Source organism: Micromonospora sp. NPDC005257 (assembly GCF_042872445.1).
GTDB lineage: Bacteria > Actinomycetota > Actinomycetes > Mycobacteriales > Micromonosporaceae > Micromonospora.
Window position 1 is genome coordinate 38,507 of record NZ_JBIAKL010000013.1, and the last position, 17,144, is coordinate 55,650.

Below are 17,144 nucleotides of genomic sequence, written 5' to 3' on the forward strand. Positions count from 1 at the left end.
GTGCGGTCCAATCGACGACCCGACTCTGGAGGTTTGATGTCCGACACGCTGACCCGCCGCGAGCTGTGGGCGCTCGCGCACGCCGAGCGCGCCGCCCTGGCCGAGGATCTCGCCGGGCTCGACGCGGCGCAGTGGGTGCGGCGCTCGCTGTGCGGCCGGTGGACGGTGCAGGAGACGGTCGCGCACCTGACGGCGGCGGCGAGCGTCGGGCGTATCCGCTGGCTCGCCAGCGTGCTCGGCGCCCGGTTCGACTTCGATCTGCACAACGACCGCCGGCTGGCCGAGCACCGGGGCGCCGACCCGGGCGAGACGCTGGACCGGTTCCGCCGGATCGTCGGCAGCACCACCTCGACCTTCGGGCCGGCCGAGGCGTGGCTCGGTGAGGTGGTGGTGCACGCCCAGGACATCCGGCGCCCGCTCCGCCTGGACCGTACGCCGCCGGTCGAGGCGGTCACGCCGGTCGCCCGGTTCTACGCCGGGCGGGACTTCACAGTGGCCGGGCGCAGCGCGATCGACGGCCTGCGGGTGGAGGCGACCGACGGGCCGTTCACCGCCGGCGCCGGCCCGCTGGTCAGCGGCACCACTCTCGCGCTGACCATGGCCATGGCCGGGCGGGCCGCCTACTGCGACGACCTCACCGGCCCCGGTGTGCAGACGCTGCGGGAGCGCTGCGCGCCTGCCTGACGACGCTCGGCGGCGACCGGCCCGGGTCACGGCCTCGGCAGCGTCAGGATCTCCGCGCCGTCGTCGGTGATGGCGATGGTGTGCTCGCTGTGCGCGGTGCGGCAGCCGGTCGCGCTGCGCAGCGTCCACCCGTCGGCGTCGGTGACCAGCGTGGCCGTGTCCGCCATCACCCATGGCTCCAGCGCCAGCAGCAGGCCGGGCCGCAGCGGGTAGCCGCGCCCGGGCCGGCCGGTGTTCGACACGTGCGGGTCCTGGTGCATGGTCGAGCCGACGCCGTGGCCGCCGAACTCGGTGTTGACCGTGTATCCGGCCTCGGTGAGCACCGAGCCGATGGCGTACGAGAGGTCGCCGACGCGCGCGCCGGGGCGGGCCGCGGCGATCCCGGCGCGCAACGCCCGTTCGGTCGCGTCGATCAGGGCGACGCTCTCCGCGGGCCGGGCGTCGCCGACCAGGAAGCTGATCGCGGAGTCGGCCACCACCCCGCCCAGTGAGACGGCCAGGTCGAGGCTGAGCAGGTCGCCGTCGGCGAGCGTGTAGTCGTGCGGCAGCCCGTGCAGCACCGCGTCGTTCACCGAGGTGCAGATGTAGTGGCCGAACGGTCCGCGCCCGAACGACGGCTCGTAGTCGACGTAGCAGGACTGCGCCCCGGCCTCGGTGATCATGCGCTGCGCCTGCCTGTCGATGTCGAGCAGGTTCGTGCCGACGGTGGTGCGGCTGCGCAGTGTCTGGAGGATGTGGGCGACCAGGGCGCCGGTGTCCCGCGCCCGCCGTACGTCGGTGGGGCTCAGGATCTCGATCATGCGGGCCTTCCTCGCGCGACCAATAAGTATCCCGGTCATGTTATCCCGGTATTAGAATCTCGGCATGGTCCGGTTGCCCCTCACCCCCGCCGAGGTCGAACGCGGGCAGCGCCTGGGCGCGCTCCTGCGCCGCGCCCGGGGGGAGCGCTCGATGCTGCTCACCGCGCTCGACGCGGGCGTGTCGCCGGAGACGCTCCGGAAGATCGAGTCCGGCCGGGTCGCCACGCCCGCGTTCCCCACCATCGCGGCCATCGCCGACGTCCTCGGTCTCTCCCTGGACCAGGTGTGGTCCGAGATCAACCGATCCGACGCCGCGGTGCGTCTCGCGCCGTCCGAGCGGCGCCTGGCCTCGTAGAACCGCCCTGTCGAACGGGAGCATACCGAGTATGTATGCTCCCCGGCATGCCACCCTCGCATCGCGCCGTCGCCCTCGTCGTCCCCGCCGCCGGTTTCCTGCTCGGCTTCCTCGACTTCGTCTGGATCAAGTGGGTGCCGTTCCCGTTCGCCGAACTCGGCAACTCCACCGCCACCTGGGCGGTAGCCGCGTTCGCGCTGGGCTGGTGGATCCGGTCGGGCGCGGTGCGCGCCGCCGTGGCCGCCGGCGTCCTGCTGATCGTCGCGGTGCCCAGCTACTACCTGGCGGCGACGCTGCTCCAGGGCGACGACCTCGCGATGATCTGGGCGCTCACCTCGTTCGTCTGGATGGCTTTCGGCGTGGTGGCGGGCGTGGTCTTCGGCGTCGCCGGAATCTGGGCGCGGACCGACGGGTGGCGGCGCATCGTGGGTGTCGCGCTGCCGGTGGCCGTGTTCGTCGAGGAGGCGCTGCGGTTCGCGCTGAAGTCCGGGTCCTATCCCGGCGCCTGGTGGAACGTGGCGATCGACCTCGGACTCGCCGCGCTGCTGGTGGGGCTGATCGGCCGATCCGCCCGGCTACGGCTGCTGGCCGCCGCCGCGGCGCTCCCGCTGGCCGCGCTCGGCGCGCTCACGTTCACCGTCGTCGCCGGCTGACCCGCCGCACCGGCGGGCGCCCGCACCTCGACCTGCCGACGCGAGGAAGGCCTGGCCGGCGGCGTGGTTTCGCTAGAATCGCAGGCCATGGGATCGCTCATCTTCAGCCTCAACCTCACACTGGACGGTTGCGTCGACCACCAGGAGGGGATCGCCGACGATGAGTCGCGCGCCTACTTCACCCGCCTCATGGACGAGAGCGGGGCGGTGCTGTGGGGTCGCGTCACCTACGAGTTGATGGAGGCCTACTGGCCGGCCGTCGCCCGCGGCGACCGGGAGGCGGCGCCGGCCATGCGTGAGTGGGCGGTCAAGCTGGAGGCCAAACCCAAGGTCGTGGTGTCGGCGACGCGTACGGACTTCCCGTGGGCCAACAGCCACCACATCACCGGTGACCTGCGCGAGGGGGTGCGGAAGCTCAAGGACGCGACCCCGGCCGGAGTCCTCCTCGGAAGCGGCGGGCTCGCGACCGAGCTCGACCGGCTGGACCTGATCGACGAGTACAAGCTGCTCCTCCATCCCCGGATCGCCGGTCACGGCCCGACGCTGTATGAGGACGGGCTGCCGGGCACGCGCCGGCTCGAACTGCTCTCGGCCGAGCCGCTCCGCAACGGCGTGGTGGCCATGCACTACCGCCGCGCGTGCTGACTCGGAGTCCGTCGCCGTCAGCTCGCCATCGACCGGAACCGGTGACGACGACGCCCGGCCGGGGGCGCGCCGGGTCGGCGGGGGAGGGGTCGATGAGGCGACGGCAGGCGATCGCGGCGGTGCTCACGACGGCTCTGGCGGCCGGCTGTACGACGGACCGGCCCGACCCCGCGCGCCGGAACACCACCCCGGCCGCATCGGCCACCTCGGCGACGCCGAGCCCTTCGCCGGTGCCCGCGCCGCCGGAACTGGCGGCCCTGGAGCGACGCTTCGACGCCCGGATCGGCGTCTACGCCGTCGACACCGGCACCGGCCGCACCCTCGCGCACCGCGCCGACGAGCGGTTCGCGTACGCCTCGACCTGCAAGGCGCTCGCGGCGGGCGCGGTGCTCGCCGCCACGTCCGACGCCGACCGGGACCGGGTGGTCCGTTACCGGCGCGCGGACCTGGTGGCGCACTCGCCGGTGACCGAGCGGCACGTGCGGACCGGGATGACCCTGCGGGCCGCCGCCGAGGCGGCGGTGCGGCACAGCGACAACACCGCCGGAAACCTGCTGTTCGACGCGCTCGGCGGTCCGGCCGGCTTCGCGCGGGCGCTCTCCGACGTGGGCGACCGGGTCACCCGGCCCGCCCGCACCGAGCCGGAGCTGAACGCGGCCACGCCGGGCGACGAGCGCGACACCAGCACGCCCCGCGCGCTGGCCGGCTCGCTGCGCGCGTACACGCTGGGTGACGCCCTGCGGCCCGCGGACCGCGAGCTGCTGCTGGGCTGGATGCGGGCCGGCACCACCGGCAGCGGGCTGGTCCGGGCCGGCGTGCCGGACGGCTGGCAGGTGGCGGACAAGTCCGGCACCGGCGGGTACGGCACCCGCAACGACATCGCCGTGGTCTGGCCGCCGGGCCGGGCGCCGATCGTGCTGGCCGTCCTGTCGAGCCGGGACAGCCGCGACGCGAAGCCCGACGACGCCCTGGTCGCCCAGGCCGCGAAGGTGGCAGTGACGGCGCTGCGCTGACCTACCGCCCGGTCAGGGGATCGGCCACTCGTGCACCGGCCGGTTGCTGTGCATCAGGTCGACGTAGTGGCGGACCACCTCGCGCAGCGCCGCCGGCCGGTCCATGTGGTCGGCCGACTCCAGGCGGTGCAGCGTCTCCACCTGCCACGTCGCGCCGTTGCGGCCGGTCAGGCAGCGCTGCTCGACGATGCCGAGCAGCCGGTCCCGTTCCGCCGGGTCCAGGCCCCACCGGTCCAGCCCCTGATGGGCCAGCGGCAGCAGCCGGCGTAGCACCAGCTCGGTCACCGGCAGGTAGCCCAGCCCGGGCCAGAACACCTGCGAGTCGATGCCGTGCCGGGCGCAGGCGTGGAAGTTCTCCTCGGCCGCGCTGAAGGACATCTGCGACCAGAGCGGACGGTCGGACTCGGCGAGCGCCCGGACCAGGCCGAAGTAGAACGCGCCGTTGGCGACCGTGTCCAGCACTGTCGGCCCGGCCGGCAGCACCCGGTTCTCCACCCGCAGGTGCGGGCGGCCCTTGGGCGCGTCGTACACCGGTCGGTTCCACCGGTAGATGGTGCCGTTGTGCAGCCGCAGCTCGGCCAGCTTCGGCACCCCGCCGCTGTGCAGCGTGGCCGCCGGGTCCTCCGGGTCGCAGACCGGCAGCAGCGCCGGGAAGTAGCGCACGTTCTCCTCGAACAGGTCGAACACCGAGGTGATCCAGCGCTCGCCGAACCACACCCGCGGGCGTACGCCCTGGGCCTTGATCTCCTCCGCCCGGGTGTCGGTGGCCTGCTGGAACAGCGGCACCCGGGTCTCGCGCCACAGCTCCCGGCCGAACAACAGCGGGGAGTTCGCACCGAGAGCCACCTGGATGCCGGCGATCGCCTGCGCCGAGTTCCAGTAGTCGGCGAACTGCGCCGGGCTGACCTGGAGGTGGAACTGGGTGCTGGTGCACGCCGCCTCCGGCGTGATCGTGTCGGCGGTGGTGGCCAGCCGCTCCACCCCGCTGATCGCGATCGGCAGGTCCTCCCCGCGGGCGGCGAAGATCTGCTCGTTGAGCAGCGCGTACCGGGGGTTCGCCGACAGCGTCTCGGCGGTCAGGTGCTCCGGGCGCAGCGTCGGCAGGATCCCGATCATCACCATGTGCGCGCCGACCGTGCGGGCCTTCTCCTCGGCGGCGTTCAGGCTGGCCCGCACGTGCTCCTCGAACGCGGCGGTGCCGGTGCCGGCCAGCCGCCGCGGCTCGACGTTGATCTCCACGTTGAACTGGCCCAGCTCGGTCTGGAACGCCGGGTCGGCGATCGCCTCCAGCACGTCGGCGTTGCGCATGGCCGGGTCGAAGCCGTCGTCGACCAGATTCAGCTCGATCTCCAGGCCGGTCATCGGCCGCTCCACGTCGAACCGGGACTCGCGCAGCATCTCGGCGAACACGTCCAGGCATCGCCGGACCTTCTCGCGGTAGCGGGCCCGATCCTCCCGGCTGAAGGTGCGCACGCCGACGTCCTCGCCCATCGTCACCACCCTGTCACCGTTGGTTCTCCCCAACCTCGCACGGAGCGGCGGGTCAGGAAAGGCCCGGGGGCTTTTTCTGTACCCCGTGTCGGCCCCGGTGACCCCGCCGCGGCGACCCGGGTTGCGTCCGGACGGGCCGGTCGGGGCGGCTAACATGGGCGGCCGACGGCGAAGGGGAGTGGCTGATGCGCGACGGGTGGACCCGGGCGTTCGTGGTGGTGGCGTTCGCCGAGGCGTGCTCCTGGGCGGCGCTGCTGGCCGGGATGGCGGTCAAGTACGGCCCGCCCGGCAACGAGATCGGCGTCAAGATCTTCGGGCCGATCCACGGCGGGCTGTTCGTGCTCTACGGGCTGCTGGCGCTCCTGGCGGCCCGCCGGCGCCGCTGGACCCTCGTGCAGACCGGGCTGGCCCTGGCCGCCGCCGTGCCGCCGTTCGCCACAGTGCTGTTCGAGCGCTGGGCGCAGCGCCGGGGCCTGCTCGACGCGCCCGCCGCGGCCGAGCGGCCGCTCACCCCCGCCGGTCGCTGAGCGCGGCTGTCTCCTCGGCGAGGAAGGCGACCAGCACGTCGGCCAGCTCCCGGGGTGCCTCCTCGGCCATGTGGTGCCCGGACGGGATCGACGCGGTCCGCACGTCGTCGGCCCAGTCCCGCCAGATGGCGGCCGGGTCGCCGTAGAGGTCGACCATGTCGTCCCGCTCGGACCAGGCGAACAGCACCGGACAGCCGATCCGCCGCCCGGCGGCCCGGTCCGCGTCGTCAGCCGCCCGGTCCGGGCCGAGCCCGGCCCGGTAGTCCTCGCACATGGCGTGCACGGTGGCCGGATCGTGGATGGCGGCCCGGTAGTCGGCGTACGCCTGCTCGCCCATCTTCTCCGGCGATCCGCCGTACCAGGCGTCCGGATCGGCGTTGATCACCCGCTCGGCCGGCTTGGCGAGCTGACCGAGGAAGAACCAGTGCCACCAGCGGGCGGCGAACCGGGCGTCGCAGCGGTCCAGCGCCGCACCGATCGGCACGCCGTCCAGCACGCCGAGGCGGCTCACCCGGTCCGGGTGGTCCAGCGCGGTGCGCATGGCCACGTACGCGCCGCGGTCGTGCCCGATCACGGCGGCCCGGCGGTGGCCGAGCGCGTCGAGCAGGCCCACCACGTCGCCGGCCATCGCCCGCTTCGAGTAGACGGTGTGCCCCGGGTCGCTCGGCGGCTTCGACGAGCCGCCGTAACCGCGCAGGTCCGGGCAGATCACCGTGTGCCGCGCGGCCAGCCGCGGCGCCACCCGGTGCCAGGTCGCATGGGTACGCGGGTGCCCGTGCAGCAGCACCACGGGTGGCCCGGAGCCGCCGTGACGTACGCGCAGGCGCACCGCGCCGACGTCGATCTCGGTGAGCGTGAATCCGGCGAACACGGCGGTAGCGGTGCCCGCCACCGGCGACCGGGAAACCTATGTCAGCGCTGAGCAGGCGGCCACGCCGAACAGCAGGACGGCACCCAGCGTCGCCTGCAGCAGCAGCGCCGGCCCCAGGTGCGACCAGAGCGTGGCCGTACGCGGGGTCAGCAGTTGCCCGGTGGTCAGGTTGACGATCTGCTCGATCCGCGGCGGCAGGTCCTCGTCGCGCTGCCCCCGTAGCGTGAGCTGGACGTGGTCGCCCGGGTGCAGCGCGCTCTGCGGCAGGTGGCCGTGCAGCTCGACCTCGACCAGCCGGCCGGTGGTGTCGCGCACCCGGACCGGGGTGACCAGGAACTCCGGCCCCTTCTTCAGGTCCTTGAAGCTGCGCCGGGCCCCGCCGCCGCCACTGCTGAGCAACGCGCGCACCACCTTCAGCAGGAGCCCCACCACTCCCGCGGCGGTGAGCACCGCGACCAGCGCCGGTTGCCCGACCCGGACCTCCCGGGCATAGCCCTCCAGCAACCGGACCAGACGCCCGGTGACGACGCGTTCCGTCGGGTGGACGACCCGTCGGCCGTACAACTCCGTGCTCATGTTCACCACCGAGAGTCCCGTTGCGTGCACAGATGGTATCGATCCTTCGGGCTGAACGACGTGAATGAACGACGGTCACGCCGGGGCCGCCGGCAGGTGAACTCCGCCGGGGCGCGGGTATGCGTGCGGCCGAGCCGGAAAGGGGTCGAGCATGCAGCTGTCCTTCCTGCGCCCGCTCTACGACCGTCCCGGGCCATGGTGCTCGGTGTACATGGACGCCTCCCGCGACACCCAGGACGCGCGAGCGCAGGTCGACCTGCGCTGGCGGGCCCTCAAGGGCGACCTGCTGGGGCAGGGCGCCGACCCGGTCACCGTCGAGGCGGTGGAGGAGGTCGTCCGCCGGCACCAGCCGATGCCCGGCGACTACGGCATCGCCGTGTTCGCCAGCCGGGGCCGCGTGGCGCTCACCGAGTACCTGTCCGCCCCACCGCTGCGCGACCTGGCCAGCTGGTCGGCGCTGCCGCACACCATGCCGCTGGTGGCCCAGCGCGGTGAGCAGGTGGCCTGGGTGCGGGTGCTGGCCGACCGCACCGGCGCGGACGCGATGGCGGTCAGTGCCGGCGGGGTGCCCCGACGGGCCCAGGTGCAGGGCGGGCAGAACCGCCAGCTGCGCCGGGTGCAGCCGGGCGGCTGGTCGCAGTCCCGCTACCAGCGTGCCGCCATGGAGGCGTGGCACCAGAACGCCGGTGACGCCGCCGCGGCCACCGCCGACCTGGCCGAGCGGGTCGGCGCGGACGTCGTCGTGGTGGCCGGGGACGTCCGGGCCACCGGCATGATCGCCGCCCAGCTGCCCGCGCGCTGGCAGGACGTGCTGGTCCGCACCGACGCCGGCGCCCGTGACGTGGGCGCCGACGACACGCTGATGGACGACATCACGGTGCAGACCGTCGCCGAGGTCGCCGACCGGCGGATCGCCGCTGCGCTGGACCGCTTCGGCGTCCAGGAGGACGTCGGCGCCGGACTCGACGCCGTGGTCTCCGCGCTGCAACGCAACCAGGTCGACACCATGCTCCTCGTGGACGACCCGTCGGCCGACGGCGAGCTGTGGGTGGGCCCCGAGCCGACCGAGATCGCCACCGACCGGGCGCAGTTGGCCGACATGTCGGTGGCCGACCCCCAGCGGGTACGCGCCGACGCGGCGCTGCTGCGCGCGCTGATCGGCACGGACGCGGACCTGACAGTGCTCGCGCCGGAGGAGGCGCCGGAGCTGACCGACGGGGTCGGCGCGGTGCTGCGGTACGTCGACGCGAGCACGCCGGGGCGGGGTAATGGCTGAGCGGATCGTCGCCGACCTGGTGGTCGAACGCCTGCGGGCCTGGCGGGTGCCGCGGGTCTTCGGCTGTCCGGGCGCGGCGGTCGCCCCGCTCGTGGGCGCGCTCGACGACGCGGGCGGGGACCCGTTGTTCGTCCCCGCCCGGCACGAGGAGACCGCCTCGTACATGGCCACCGGGCACGCGAAGTTCACCAGCGGTGTCGGGGTGTGCCTGGCCACCCAGGGGCCCAGCGCGGTGCACCTGCTCAACGGCCTCTACGACGCCAAGCTCGACAGCAAGCCGGTGGTCGCGATCATCGGCGAGGACGTCACCGGTCCGCTCGGCGGCGCGTACGAGGAGATCGGGCTGAGCCGGCTCTTCGGCGACGTGTGCAACCAGTTCGTCCGCTACGGCCGCCGGCCCGAACAGGTGCCGGCGCTGCTGGACCAGGCGTTCCGTACGGCCGTGGCGACCCGGAGCCCGACCTGCGTGGTGCTGCCGCGGGCGTTGCAGGTCACCGCCGTACCGGACCTGCTGCCGCAGGCCGCCGGGGTGCTCACCGCGACGCCCGGTGAGCCGCTGGCCCGGGTCATGCCGCACGACGCCGACCTGGACGCCGCCGCCTCGCTGCTCGGCAACGGGCAGCGGGTCGCGATGCTGGTCGGGCAGGGCGCGCACGGCGCGGCCGAGGAGATCGTCGCGCTCGCCGACCGGCTCGGCGCGGGCGTGGCCACGTCGCTGCTGGGCAAGCCGGTGCTCGACGAGCGGCTGCCGTTCCACACCGGCGTGCTCGGCGAGGTCGGCACCACCGCCGCCGCGCAGCTCATGGGCGCCTGCGACACGCTGCTGATGATCGGCACAAACGATCCGTGGACCGACTGGTTCCCGATGCCCGGCCAGGTACGCACCATCCAGGTCGACATCGACGGCCGGCGCATCGGCACCCGCTACCCGGTGGACGTGCCGCTGGTCGGCGACGCCGCCGAGACGCTGCGGGCGCTGCTGACCCGGGTGCCGGAGAATCCCGGCCGCGAGTGGCGCGGCATGGTGGAGAAGATGGTGGACCGGTGGCGGGGAGCCGCCGCGGAGCGCGCCGCCTCGCCCGCCGATCCGGTCGACCCGCGGCTCGTGCTCCGCGAGCTGTCCGCCCGGCTGCCCCGGCACGCCGGTGTCGCGGTCGACGTCGGCTCGGTCGTCTACTGGTACGCCCGGCACCTGGAACTGCCACCGGGGGTGCAGGCACGGCTGTGCGGCACGCTCGGTTCGATGGGCTGCGCCCTGCCGTACGCGGTCGCGGCCAAGCTGGCCCGCCCGGACGAGCCGGTGCTCGCGCTGCTCGGCGACGGCGCGATGCAGCTCAACGGCCTGGCCGAGCTGATCACGGTGGCGCACCACTGGCCCCAGTGGCGCGACCCCCGGCTGATCGTGCTGGTGCTGAACAACCGGGACCAGTCCGGCGTCGGTGGTGGCCGGTCACCGGGGGGACGGCGGCCCGAGGTGCCGTACGCCGGGTGGGCCCGCCTGCTCGGGCTGCACGGCGTACGGGTGGACCGGCCCGACCTGGTCGGCGCCGCCTGGGACGAGGTGCTGGCGGCCGACCGTCCCGCCGTCCTGGAGGCGGTGGTGGACCCGGCCGTGCCGCTGGACGCGCCCGAACCGGCGCTCGCGGACCTGCGCGGCCTGGTGGCCGACGGGGACGCGGCCCGCCGGGTGCGGGAGCGGGTGATCCAGACCGAGGCCATCGCGGCCGACGAGGTCGTTTAGCCGGATCACTGCGGGGCACTGCGACCAGGCACAACCGTCCCGGGAGGTCCCATGTCCGTCGCCGCCGACCGTCGTTACGGCCCGGCTCCGCTGCCGGCCGCTCGCGGCCCGGTCTCCGCCGCGCTGCTGACCGCGCTGCGCGAGGCGCCGGGGGAGCTGCCGGCCGGGCTGGGCGCCGGATTCGACGCGGTGGCCGCGCCGCTGACCGACGAGGATCTCCAGCTCACCCTGTTCCTCTGCTACGAACTGCACTACCGGGGCTGGTCCGGCGTCGACGAGGAGTGGGAGTGGGAGCCGTCGCTGCTGGCGCTGCGCGCCCGCGCCGAGCGGCCGTTCGAGGCGGCGCTGCGTGAGCTGGCCGGCCCGCTGCCCGCGGTGCTGCCGGCCGCCCTGCCCGGCGCGCTGGCCGACCTGGTGGCCGCCGACGACGGGCCGCCGCTGGCCGCCGCGCTGCAACGGCGGGCCGACCTCGGCCAGTTCCGCGAGTTCGTCGTCCACCGCTCGATCTATCACCTGCGCGAGGCCGACCCGCACAGCTGGGCGCTGCCCCGGCTCGGCGGCCCGGCGAAGGCGGCGCTGGTGGAGATCCAGACCGACGAGTACGGCAACGGCCGGCTGGACCGGATGCACGCCGAGCTGTTCCGCACCACGATGGACCGGCTCGGCCTGGGCACCGGCTACGCCGCACACCTGGACCGGGTGCCGGCGGTGACGCTGGCGACGAACAACCTGATGTCGCTGTTCGGCCTGCACCGGCGGCTGCGCGGGGCGCTGCTCGGGCACCTGGCCGCGTACGAGATGACCTCGTCGCTGCCGAACCGCCGCTACGGCAACGGACTGCGCCGGCTCGGCTTCGACGCGGTCGCGACCCGCTTCTACGACGAGCACGTCGAGGCCGACGCCGTGCACGAGCAGATCGCGGCCCACGACATGTGCGGGGGGCTGGTCCGGGCCGAGCCGGCGCTCGCCTCCGACGTGCTGTTCGGCGCCGCCGCCGCGCTGGCGCTGGACGGGCTGTTCGCCGCACACCTGCTCGGCGCCTGGTCGGGCGGGGAGTCGTCGCTGCGCCTGCCCGCCCCGGTCCTCGCCGCGGCCTGAGGCCCGAGATCTTGCGGTTCCGGCCCTTGAGGTGCCCGGTTCGCGGGTCTTGCCGCCCGAGGTGCGCGATCGGCGAGGTGGGAGTCAGTCCTCGCGGTCGGTGCCGGCGCGGAAACCGGCCACCTTGTGCGTACCGTCGCAGAAGGGCTTGATGGCGCTCTTGCCGCACCGGCACAACGCCACGGTGCCCCGGCGCGTCTCGATCGGCGTGCCCTCGGGCGTGACGAGCGCGAAGTCGCCGCGTACCAGCAGTGGTCCGTCCCGGTACGGGGTGATGGTCGCCGCCGGGGTGCTCTCGTCGTCGGGCATGCGCGGTGCAGTGCCCGTCCCGGTCCGGCCCAAACCCGCACCCCGAGCACCCTTGCGCCCGCGACGGCGAACACGCGGCGCGACGGCGTGCCTGGGTGCGGCGGGCGGTGCCGGTACCGGGCGGGCCTTGGTCCTGACCCGTGGGGAGATGCCCCGTTTAGACCCCAGAGGGACGGGAAGCCGGGCCGCGTGGTGAGCGAACGAGTCGAACGGGTCAGCGGCGCGGGCCTGCCCGCGGAGCGGGTGGTGGCGGCCGGCAGCGCCGCCCGGATCCTGGTCGCCGCGACGGTCCGGGCGCTGCGCGGCGACGACTGCGCCGACCTCGGCCACCCGGGCGCGCTGTCCCGCCTCACCGGCGCGCCCGAGCCGGTACGCCGCGCCGCCGCCGTCCGGGCCGCCGGGCGGACGGCGCTCACCGCCGGCCAGGTCGCCGCCGTGGACGCCGAGCGGGTGGCCGGGTGGTTCGCCGGGCAGTACCCGGACCGGCGCTGGCCCGGCGTGGTGCTCGGCTCGCCGCACGGCGCCGCCGCCCACCTCGCGGTGGCGCTCGGCGTGCCCTGGCTGCCGGCCGGGTTCGAACTGGCCGGGCAGTGGACCAAGGGAGCGGTGGACCGCCCGGACGCCGCGTTCGCGCACGGGACAACGCTTGCCGCCCGGCTGCTCGACGGCAACCCGCGCGTGCACGTCCGCCAGGTGCACTGCCCGGCCAGCCGGGGCGCGGTGGCCGGCGCGGCGGTCACGTTCGCGGTGCGCTGGCGCACACTGCCGAAGGCGTACGCGCGTTTCCTGGCCGACCGGCTGGAGCCGGCCGCGCCGGTGCTGCTGCTGCACGACGCCCGGACCTGGCCGGTCCGTGACGGCGGCGACGGGCACAGCTTCCAGTCCGGCTGCCCGGCCGGCGGCCTGGACCCGGTCGACTTCCACCCGGACGCCCGCGCGCTGGGCCAGGTGCTGCGCGCGGCCGGCGGGGACGAGACGCGCTGGAGCGCGCCGGAGGTCACGGTGGCGGGCGCGTTCGCCGAACACGGCGTGGAGTCCGGTTTCGAACACGACGCCCGCTCCTGGGGCGACCGGCACGGGCATCCGCTGCACCGGGTGGTCGTGCCGCAGCCGGACGCGCTGAGCGCGGTGACCGCCGACCTGTACCGCCGCTGGCTGCGCCGGGCCGGCAAGACCGGGGACCGGTTGGTGGTGGAGTGCGGCCGGCTGCTCGACCCGGGGCAGGTGCTGCGGGCCGGCCTGGTGCCCTACTGGTGCGAGAACGCCACCGCGCGCCGGGTCGCCGGCGTCGAGTGGTGGCTGGCCGGCAGCGAGCCGTTCAGCTCGGTGGACGTGCTGCCCGAGCCGCCCGGCCTGCGCTCGCCCGCGTACGCGGGACTGCCCCAGTGGCTGGCCGTGGCCGGCTTCGGGCGCAAGCGGCGGGCCGTGGACCGGGGCGCCGCCCGCGGCTACCCGGTCGCCTCGGTACCCACCCGACGTGCCACGGAGGTGTTGCGCAACCAGCCCTGTGACCTGCCCGTGCCGCCGCCGCTGCGGATGGCCGAGGCGCTCAGCGCGCTGCGCGACGCGGGTGCCCACCAGGGCCTGCTGGTCAGCTGACCCTCGGCGGCACCGCTGCCCGGCCAACCTGACGAAACATCCTCGCGATCCTGCGGTCCGTGATTGAGTACCTACGGAGCGGGAAGACCGCTCGCCGCGAAACGGCCCACGACGCCGTGCGGCGGGTAGCCGCCGCTTTCGACGTATCCGTCACGTAACCCAACTTCCTCACCCGGTGCGTGGTCCGACCACGCGCACGACCGGTTCCGACCGGGCGGGGGCTCTTTGGCGAGGGGGCGCGGATGTTCGGACAGACCACCACACCCACACCACCGACCACCGACCGGGGTCTGGAGGACCTGGACACCGCGGCGCTCGCGTACGCGGCCCGGATCGAGGGACTGCCACCGGAGCGGCGGCAGGAGGCACGGGACGACCTGGTCCGGTTCGCGCTGCCGTTCGCCGGCCGGCTCGCCCGGCGCTACCGGGGACGCGGCGAGCCGCTGGAGGACCTGGAGCAGGTGGCCCGTCTCGGCCTGGTCAACGCCGTCGACAGGTACGACCCGGAACGCGGCTCGTTCACCGCGTACGCGGCCATCACGATCGTCGGCGAGATCAAACGGCACTTCCGTGACCGCACCTGGGGTGTGCACGTGCCGCGCCGGCTGCGGGACCTGATCCTCGAGGTGGGACAGGCGACGGCGACGCTGACCAGCGAGCTGTCCCGCGCTCCCACGGTGGCCGAGCTGTCCGCCCGGCTGGAGACGCCGGAGGAGGAGATCCTGGCCGCGCTGGAGTCGGCCGCCGGCTACAGTCCGGCGTCGCTGAACGCACCGGTGGGCGGGGAGAGCTCGGCCGAGTTCGGCGACCTGGTCGGCGAGTCCGACCACGCGCTGGAGTCGGTGGACGACCGGGTCACGGTCAGCGGCCTGCTGCACCGGCTGCCCTGGCGGGAGCGCCGCATCCTGGCGATGCGCTTCTACGGCAACCAGACCCAGGCGGAGATCGCCGCCCGGTTCGGCATCTCGCAGATGCACGTGTCCCGGCTGCTGTCGCGGGCGCTGACCTGGCTGCGCCAGGCGATGCTCGCCGACGCGCCGCCGCCCTGGCAGAACGGCACGGCCGAGGCCGAACCGGCGAAGGCCCGGATCTCGGTGAAGCAGAACGGCGACCGGGTGGTCGTCGAGGTCGGCGGCGAGGTGGACCGGGCCGGCGCGGACCAGTTGCGCCGGGCGGTGCTCCAGGCGGTCACCGGGCAGCCCCGCGAGGTGGTGGTCGACCTGGTCGGGGCCGGTGGCTTCGACGCCGGCGGGATCGCCGCGCTGATGGCGGGCCGGGACGCCGCCGCGCGTACCGGGGTGCCGCTGCGGCTGACCCGGGTGCAGCCGGCGGTGCGCCGCTCGCTGGTCGCGGCCGGAATGCCGCCCACTGACTGACCCACCGCACGCGCCGGCTTCCCACCACGGGGGCCGGCGCGAGGCGTACGACGGGAGGGCCGGCGCCGCACGGCGCCGGCCCTCCCGTCGGTGTCCTCAGTTCTCCGGGGTGTCCCCGTGCCCGCGCGGGTGCCGCCACCTGTCGTTGGGCTGGTCGTCGCGTTCGGCGTTGAGCGCGCTGTCCTCCGGCTCGTCGGTCTCCTCGAAGCTGGGCCGGCGTACATCCTCCGGCTCCGGCACCTCCACCGGCCGGGCCCCGGACTGCGGGGCCGGCTGGTAGTCCACCGCCTCGGACGCCCCGTACGCGCCGTCGCGCGACGGCGCCTGCGGCACGTCCCGCTCGTGGTGCAGCTCCTCGCGGAACGTCTGCGGCGGCTTGGTGGTGCGCTGCGGCAGGTCCCGGCCCAGGTCGGAGACGAGCGGGCCGTACTTGAGGTCGAACGCCGGCCGCTCGGAGCGGATGCGCGGCATCCGGTCGAAGTTGCGCAGCGGCGGCGGGCAGGTGGTGGCCCATTCCAGCGAGTTGCCGAAGCCCCAGGGGTCGTCCACGGTGACCAGCGCGCCGTACCGCCACGACTTCCAGATGTTCCAGATCACGAACAGGGTGGACGCGCCGAGGACGAACGAGCCGATGCTGGAGATCGTGTTCAGCGTGGTGAAGCCGTCGCCGGGCAGGTAGTCGGCGTAGCGGCGGGGCATGCCCTCGTTGCCCAGCCAGTGCTGCACCAGGAACGTGGCGTGGAAGCCGATGAACATGGTCCAGAAGTGCATCTTGCCCAGCCGCTCGTCGAGCAGCCGTCCGGTCATCTTCGGGAACCAGAAGTAGAGCCCGCCGAACGCGGCGAACACGATGGTCCCGAACATCACATAGTGGAAGTGCGCCACCACGAAGTAGGTGTCGGTGACGTGCCAGTCCACCGGCGGGCTGGCCAGCAGCACCCCGGTCAGGCCGCCGAGCAGGAACGTCACCAGGAAGCCGACGGCGAACAGCATCGGCGTCTCGAAGGTGATCTGCCCCTTCCACATGGTGCCGATCCAGTTGAAGAACTTCACCCCCGTGGGCACCGCGATCAGGAAGCTCAGGATGCTGAAGAACGGCAGCAGCACCTGCCCGGTGGCGAACATGTGGTGGGCCCAGACCGACATGGACAGCACCGTGATGGCCACCGTGGCCAGCACCAGGCCGGTGTAGCCGAAGATCGGCTTGCGCGAGAACACCGGGATGATCTCGGTGATGATGCCGAAGAACGGCAGCGCGATGATGTACACCTCGGGATGGCCGAAGAACCAGAACAGGTGCTGCCAGAGCATCGGCCCGCCGGTCGTCGAGTCGTACACGTGCGAGTGCAGCAGCCGGTCCGAGGCCAGCGCCAGCAGCGCGGCGGCCAGCAGCGGGAACACGAAGATCACCAGGACGCTGGTGAGCAGCGTGTTCCAGGTGAAGATCGGCATCCGGAACATGGTCATGCCGGGTGCGCGCAGCGTCACGATCGTGGTGATCAGGTTGACCGCGCCGAGGATCGTGCCGAGACCGGACACGGTCAGGCCGACCACCCACAGGTTCGCGCCGACGCCGGGGGAGTGCTGCGCGGTGCTCAGCGGCGTGTACGCGGTCCAGCCGAAGTCCGCCGCGCCGGCCGGGGTGGCGAACCCGCCCACGACCATCAGCGCGCCCAGGAAGTAGAGCCAGTACGCGAACGCGTTCAGCCGGGGGAACGCCACGTCGGCGGCGCCGATCTGCAACGGCACCAGGTAGTTGGCGAACCCGAAGAACAGCGGGGTGGCGAACAGCAGCAGCATGACGGTGCCGTGCATGGTGAACATCTGGTTGTACTGCTCGGGGGAGACCACCTGCATCCCCGGCCGGGCCAGTTCCACCCGGATGATCAACGCCAGGACGCCGCCGACGATGAAGTAGGCGAACGACGTCATCAGGTAGAGCATGCCGATCTGCTTGGCGTCGGTGGTGCGCAGCAGACGCCACAGCGCGTTGCCCTTCACCGCCTCACGCGTCGGTCCGGGGAACCCCCCGAACCGGGCCGGCGCCAGGATCGCGGGCCCTCGGTCTCGTGCCGGTTCCGTGACTACCCGCTTGGGCATGGCATCTCACCCCGTGGTGACGACAGACAG

At 74.0% G+C, this 17,144-nt stretch carries 17 protein-coding genes; 11 read left to right on the plus strand and 6 right to left on the minus strand.

What is annotated here, in order from left to right; genetic code table 11:
- The first annotated feature begins 36 nt into the window (after positions 1-36).
- Positions 37-684, plus strand: coding sequence for a maleylpyruvate isomerase family mycothiol-dependent enzyme (locus tag ACFYO8_RS24770; RefSeq protein ID WP_354871802.1), 648 nt, complete (start codon positions 37-39; stop codon positions 682-684).
- Positions 685-710: 26 nt separating this feature from the next.
- Here the strand turns inward: ACFYO8_RS24770 and map are convergent, their stop codons facing one another.
- Positions 711-1,484: a type I methionyl aminopeptidase gene (map, locus tag ACFYO8_RS24775; protein WP_354871805.1), complete on the minus strand. Its 774-nt coding sequence runs from the start codon at positions 1,482-1,484 to the stop codon at positions 711-713.
- 64 nt (positions 1,485-1,548) lie between these two features.
- Here map and ACFYO8_RS24780 point away from each other — a divergent pair, with 64 nt between their 5' ends.
- From ACFYO8_RS24780 to bla, 4 genes are all read left to right on the plus strand, one after another.
- Positions 1,549-1,839: a helix-turn-helix transcriptional regulator gene (locus ACFYO8_RS24780; RefSeq protein ID WP_354871807.1), complete on the plus strand. Its 291-nt coding sequence runs from the start codon at positions 1,549-1,551 to the stop codon at positions 1,837-1,839.
- Positions 1,840-1,886: 47 nt separating this feature from the next.
- Entirely contained in the window at positions 1,887-2,492 is a 606-nt protein-coding gene (locus tag ACFYO8_RS24785) for a DUF6518 family protein (RefSeq protein ID WP_387188860.1), read from the plus strand.
- An 87-nt stretch (positions 2,493-2,579) separates the two neighbouring features.
- Positions 2,580-3,137 carry a dihydrofolate reductase family protein gene (locus ACFYO8_RS24790; RefSeq protein ID WP_354871811.1) on the plus strand — a complete coding sequence of 186 codons (558 nt, stop codon included), beginning with the start codon at positions 2,580-2,582 and terminating at the stop codon, positions 3,135-3,137.
- A gap of 92 nt (positions 3,138-3,229) precedes the next feature.
- Positions 3,230-4,150 (plus strand): class A beta-lactamase, encoded by a 921-nt coding sequence (bla, locus tag ACFYO8_RS24795; RefSeq protein WP_387188859.1) that lies wholly within the window; start codon positions 3,230-3,232, stop codon positions 4,148-4,150.
- A gap of 12 nt (positions 4,151-4,162) precedes the next feature.
- Here bla and ACFYO8_RS24800 read toward each other — a convergent pair whose 3' ends face one another.
- Positions 4,163-5,641, minus strand: a complete 1,479-nt coding sequence (locus ACFYO8_RS24800; protein WP_387188857.1) for a glutamate--cysteine ligase — start codon at positions 5,639-5,641, stop codon at positions 4,163-4,165.
- A 185-nt stretch (positions 5,642-5,826) separates the two neighbouring features.
- On the opposite strand from ACFYO8_RS24800, the gene ACFYO8_RS24805 reads away from it, so the two are divergent.
- Entirely contained in the window at positions 5,827-6,168 is a 342-nt protein-coding gene (locus tag ACFYO8_RS24805; protein WP_354871818.1) for a DUF3817 domain-containing protein, read from the plus strand.
- On the opposite strand, the gene ACFYO8_RS24810 is transcribed toward ACFYO8_RS24805, so the two are convergent.
- Positions 6,149-7,039 carry an alpha/beta fold hydrolase gene (locus tag ACFYO8_RS24810; protein ID WP_387188873.1) on the minus strand — a complete coding sequence of 297 codons (891 nt, stop codon included), beginning with the start codon at positions 7,037-7,039 and terminating at the stop codon, positions 6,149-6,151. The two genes, ACFYO8_RS24805 and ACFYO8_RS24810, sit on opposite strands and share 20 nt — an antisense overlap.
- 36 nt (positions 7,040-7,075) lie before the next feature.
- Positions 7,076-7,615, minus strand: coding sequence for a hypothetical protein (locus tag ACFYO8_RS24815; protein WP_387188856.1), 540 nt, complete (start codon positions 7,613-7,615; stop codon positions 7,076-7,078).
- Between the two features lie 151 nt (positions 7,616-7,766).
- Here ACFYO8_RS24815 and ACFYO8_RS24820 point away from each other — a divergent pair, with 151 nt between their 5' ends.
- From ACFYO8_RS24820 to ACFYO8_RS24830, 3 genes are read left to right on the plus strand one after another with little or no spacing between them, the layout of a single operon-like run.
- Positions 7,767-8,891: a Vms1/Ankzf1 family peptidyl-tRNA hydrolase gene (locus tag ACFYO8_RS24820; RefSeq protein WP_354871820.1), complete on the plus strand. Its 1,125-nt coding sequence runs from the start codon at positions 7,767-7,769 to the stop codon at positions 8,889-8,891.
- Positions 8,884-10,632 carry a thiamine pyrophosphate-binding protein gene (locus ACFYO8_RS24825; protein ID WP_354871822.1) on the plus strand — a complete coding sequence of 583 codons (1,749 nt, stop codon included), beginning with the start codon at positions 8,884-8,886 and terminating at the stop codon, positions 10,630-10,632. The genes ACFYO8_RS24820 and ACFYO8_RS24825 overlap by 8 nt, the downstream gene beginning before the upstream one ends.
- A gap of 51 nt (positions 10,633-10,683) precedes the next feature.
- Positions 10,684-11,730, plus strand: a complete 1,047-nt coding sequence (locus ACFYO8_RS24830; RefSeq protein WP_354871824.1) for an iron-containing redox enzyme family protein — start codon at positions 10,684-10,686, stop codon at positions 11,728-11,730.
- A gap of 84 nt (positions 11,731-11,814) precedes the next feature.
- On the opposite strand, the gene ACFYO8_RS24835 is transcribed toward ACFYO8_RS24830, so the two are convergent.
- Positions 11,815-12,039, minus strand: a complete 225-nt coding sequence (locus ACFYO8_RS24835) for a CDGSH iron-sulfur domain-containing protein (protein WP_387189421.1) — start codon at positions 12,037-12,039, stop codon at positions 11,815-11,817.
- A 189-nt stretch (positions 12,040-12,228) separates the two neighbouring features.
- Here ACFYO8_RS24835 and ACFYO8_RS24840 point away from each other — a divergent pair, with 189 nt between their 5' ends.
- Together ACFYO8_RS24840 and ACFYO8_RS24845 are read left to right on the plus strand one after the other, a co-directional pair.
- Positions 12,229-13,638 (plus strand): hypothetical protein, encoded by a 1,410-nt coding sequence (locus ACFYO8_RS24840; protein ID WP_354871830.1) that lies wholly within the window; start codon positions 12,229-12,231, stop codon positions 13,636-13,638.
- 242 nt (positions 13,639-13,880) lie between these two features.
- A complete protein-coding gene (locus tag ACFYO8_RS24845) occupies positions 13,881-15,014 on the plus strand; it encodes a SigB/SigF/SigG family RNA polymerase sigma factor (RefSeq protein ID WP_354871832.1) in 1,134 nt (377 codons plus the stop codon).
- A gap of 96 nt (positions 15,015-15,110) precedes the next feature.
- On the opposite strand, the gene ctaD is transcribed toward ACFYO8_RS24845, so the two are convergent.
- Positions 15,111-17,114 (minus strand): cytochrome c oxidase subunit I, encoded by a 2,004-nt coding sequence (ctaD, locus tag ACFYO8_RS24850; protein ID WP_355096737.1) that lies wholly within the window; start codon positions 17,112-17,114, stop codon positions 15,111-15,113.
- Between the last annotated feature and the right edge of the window lie 30 nt (positions 17,115-17,144).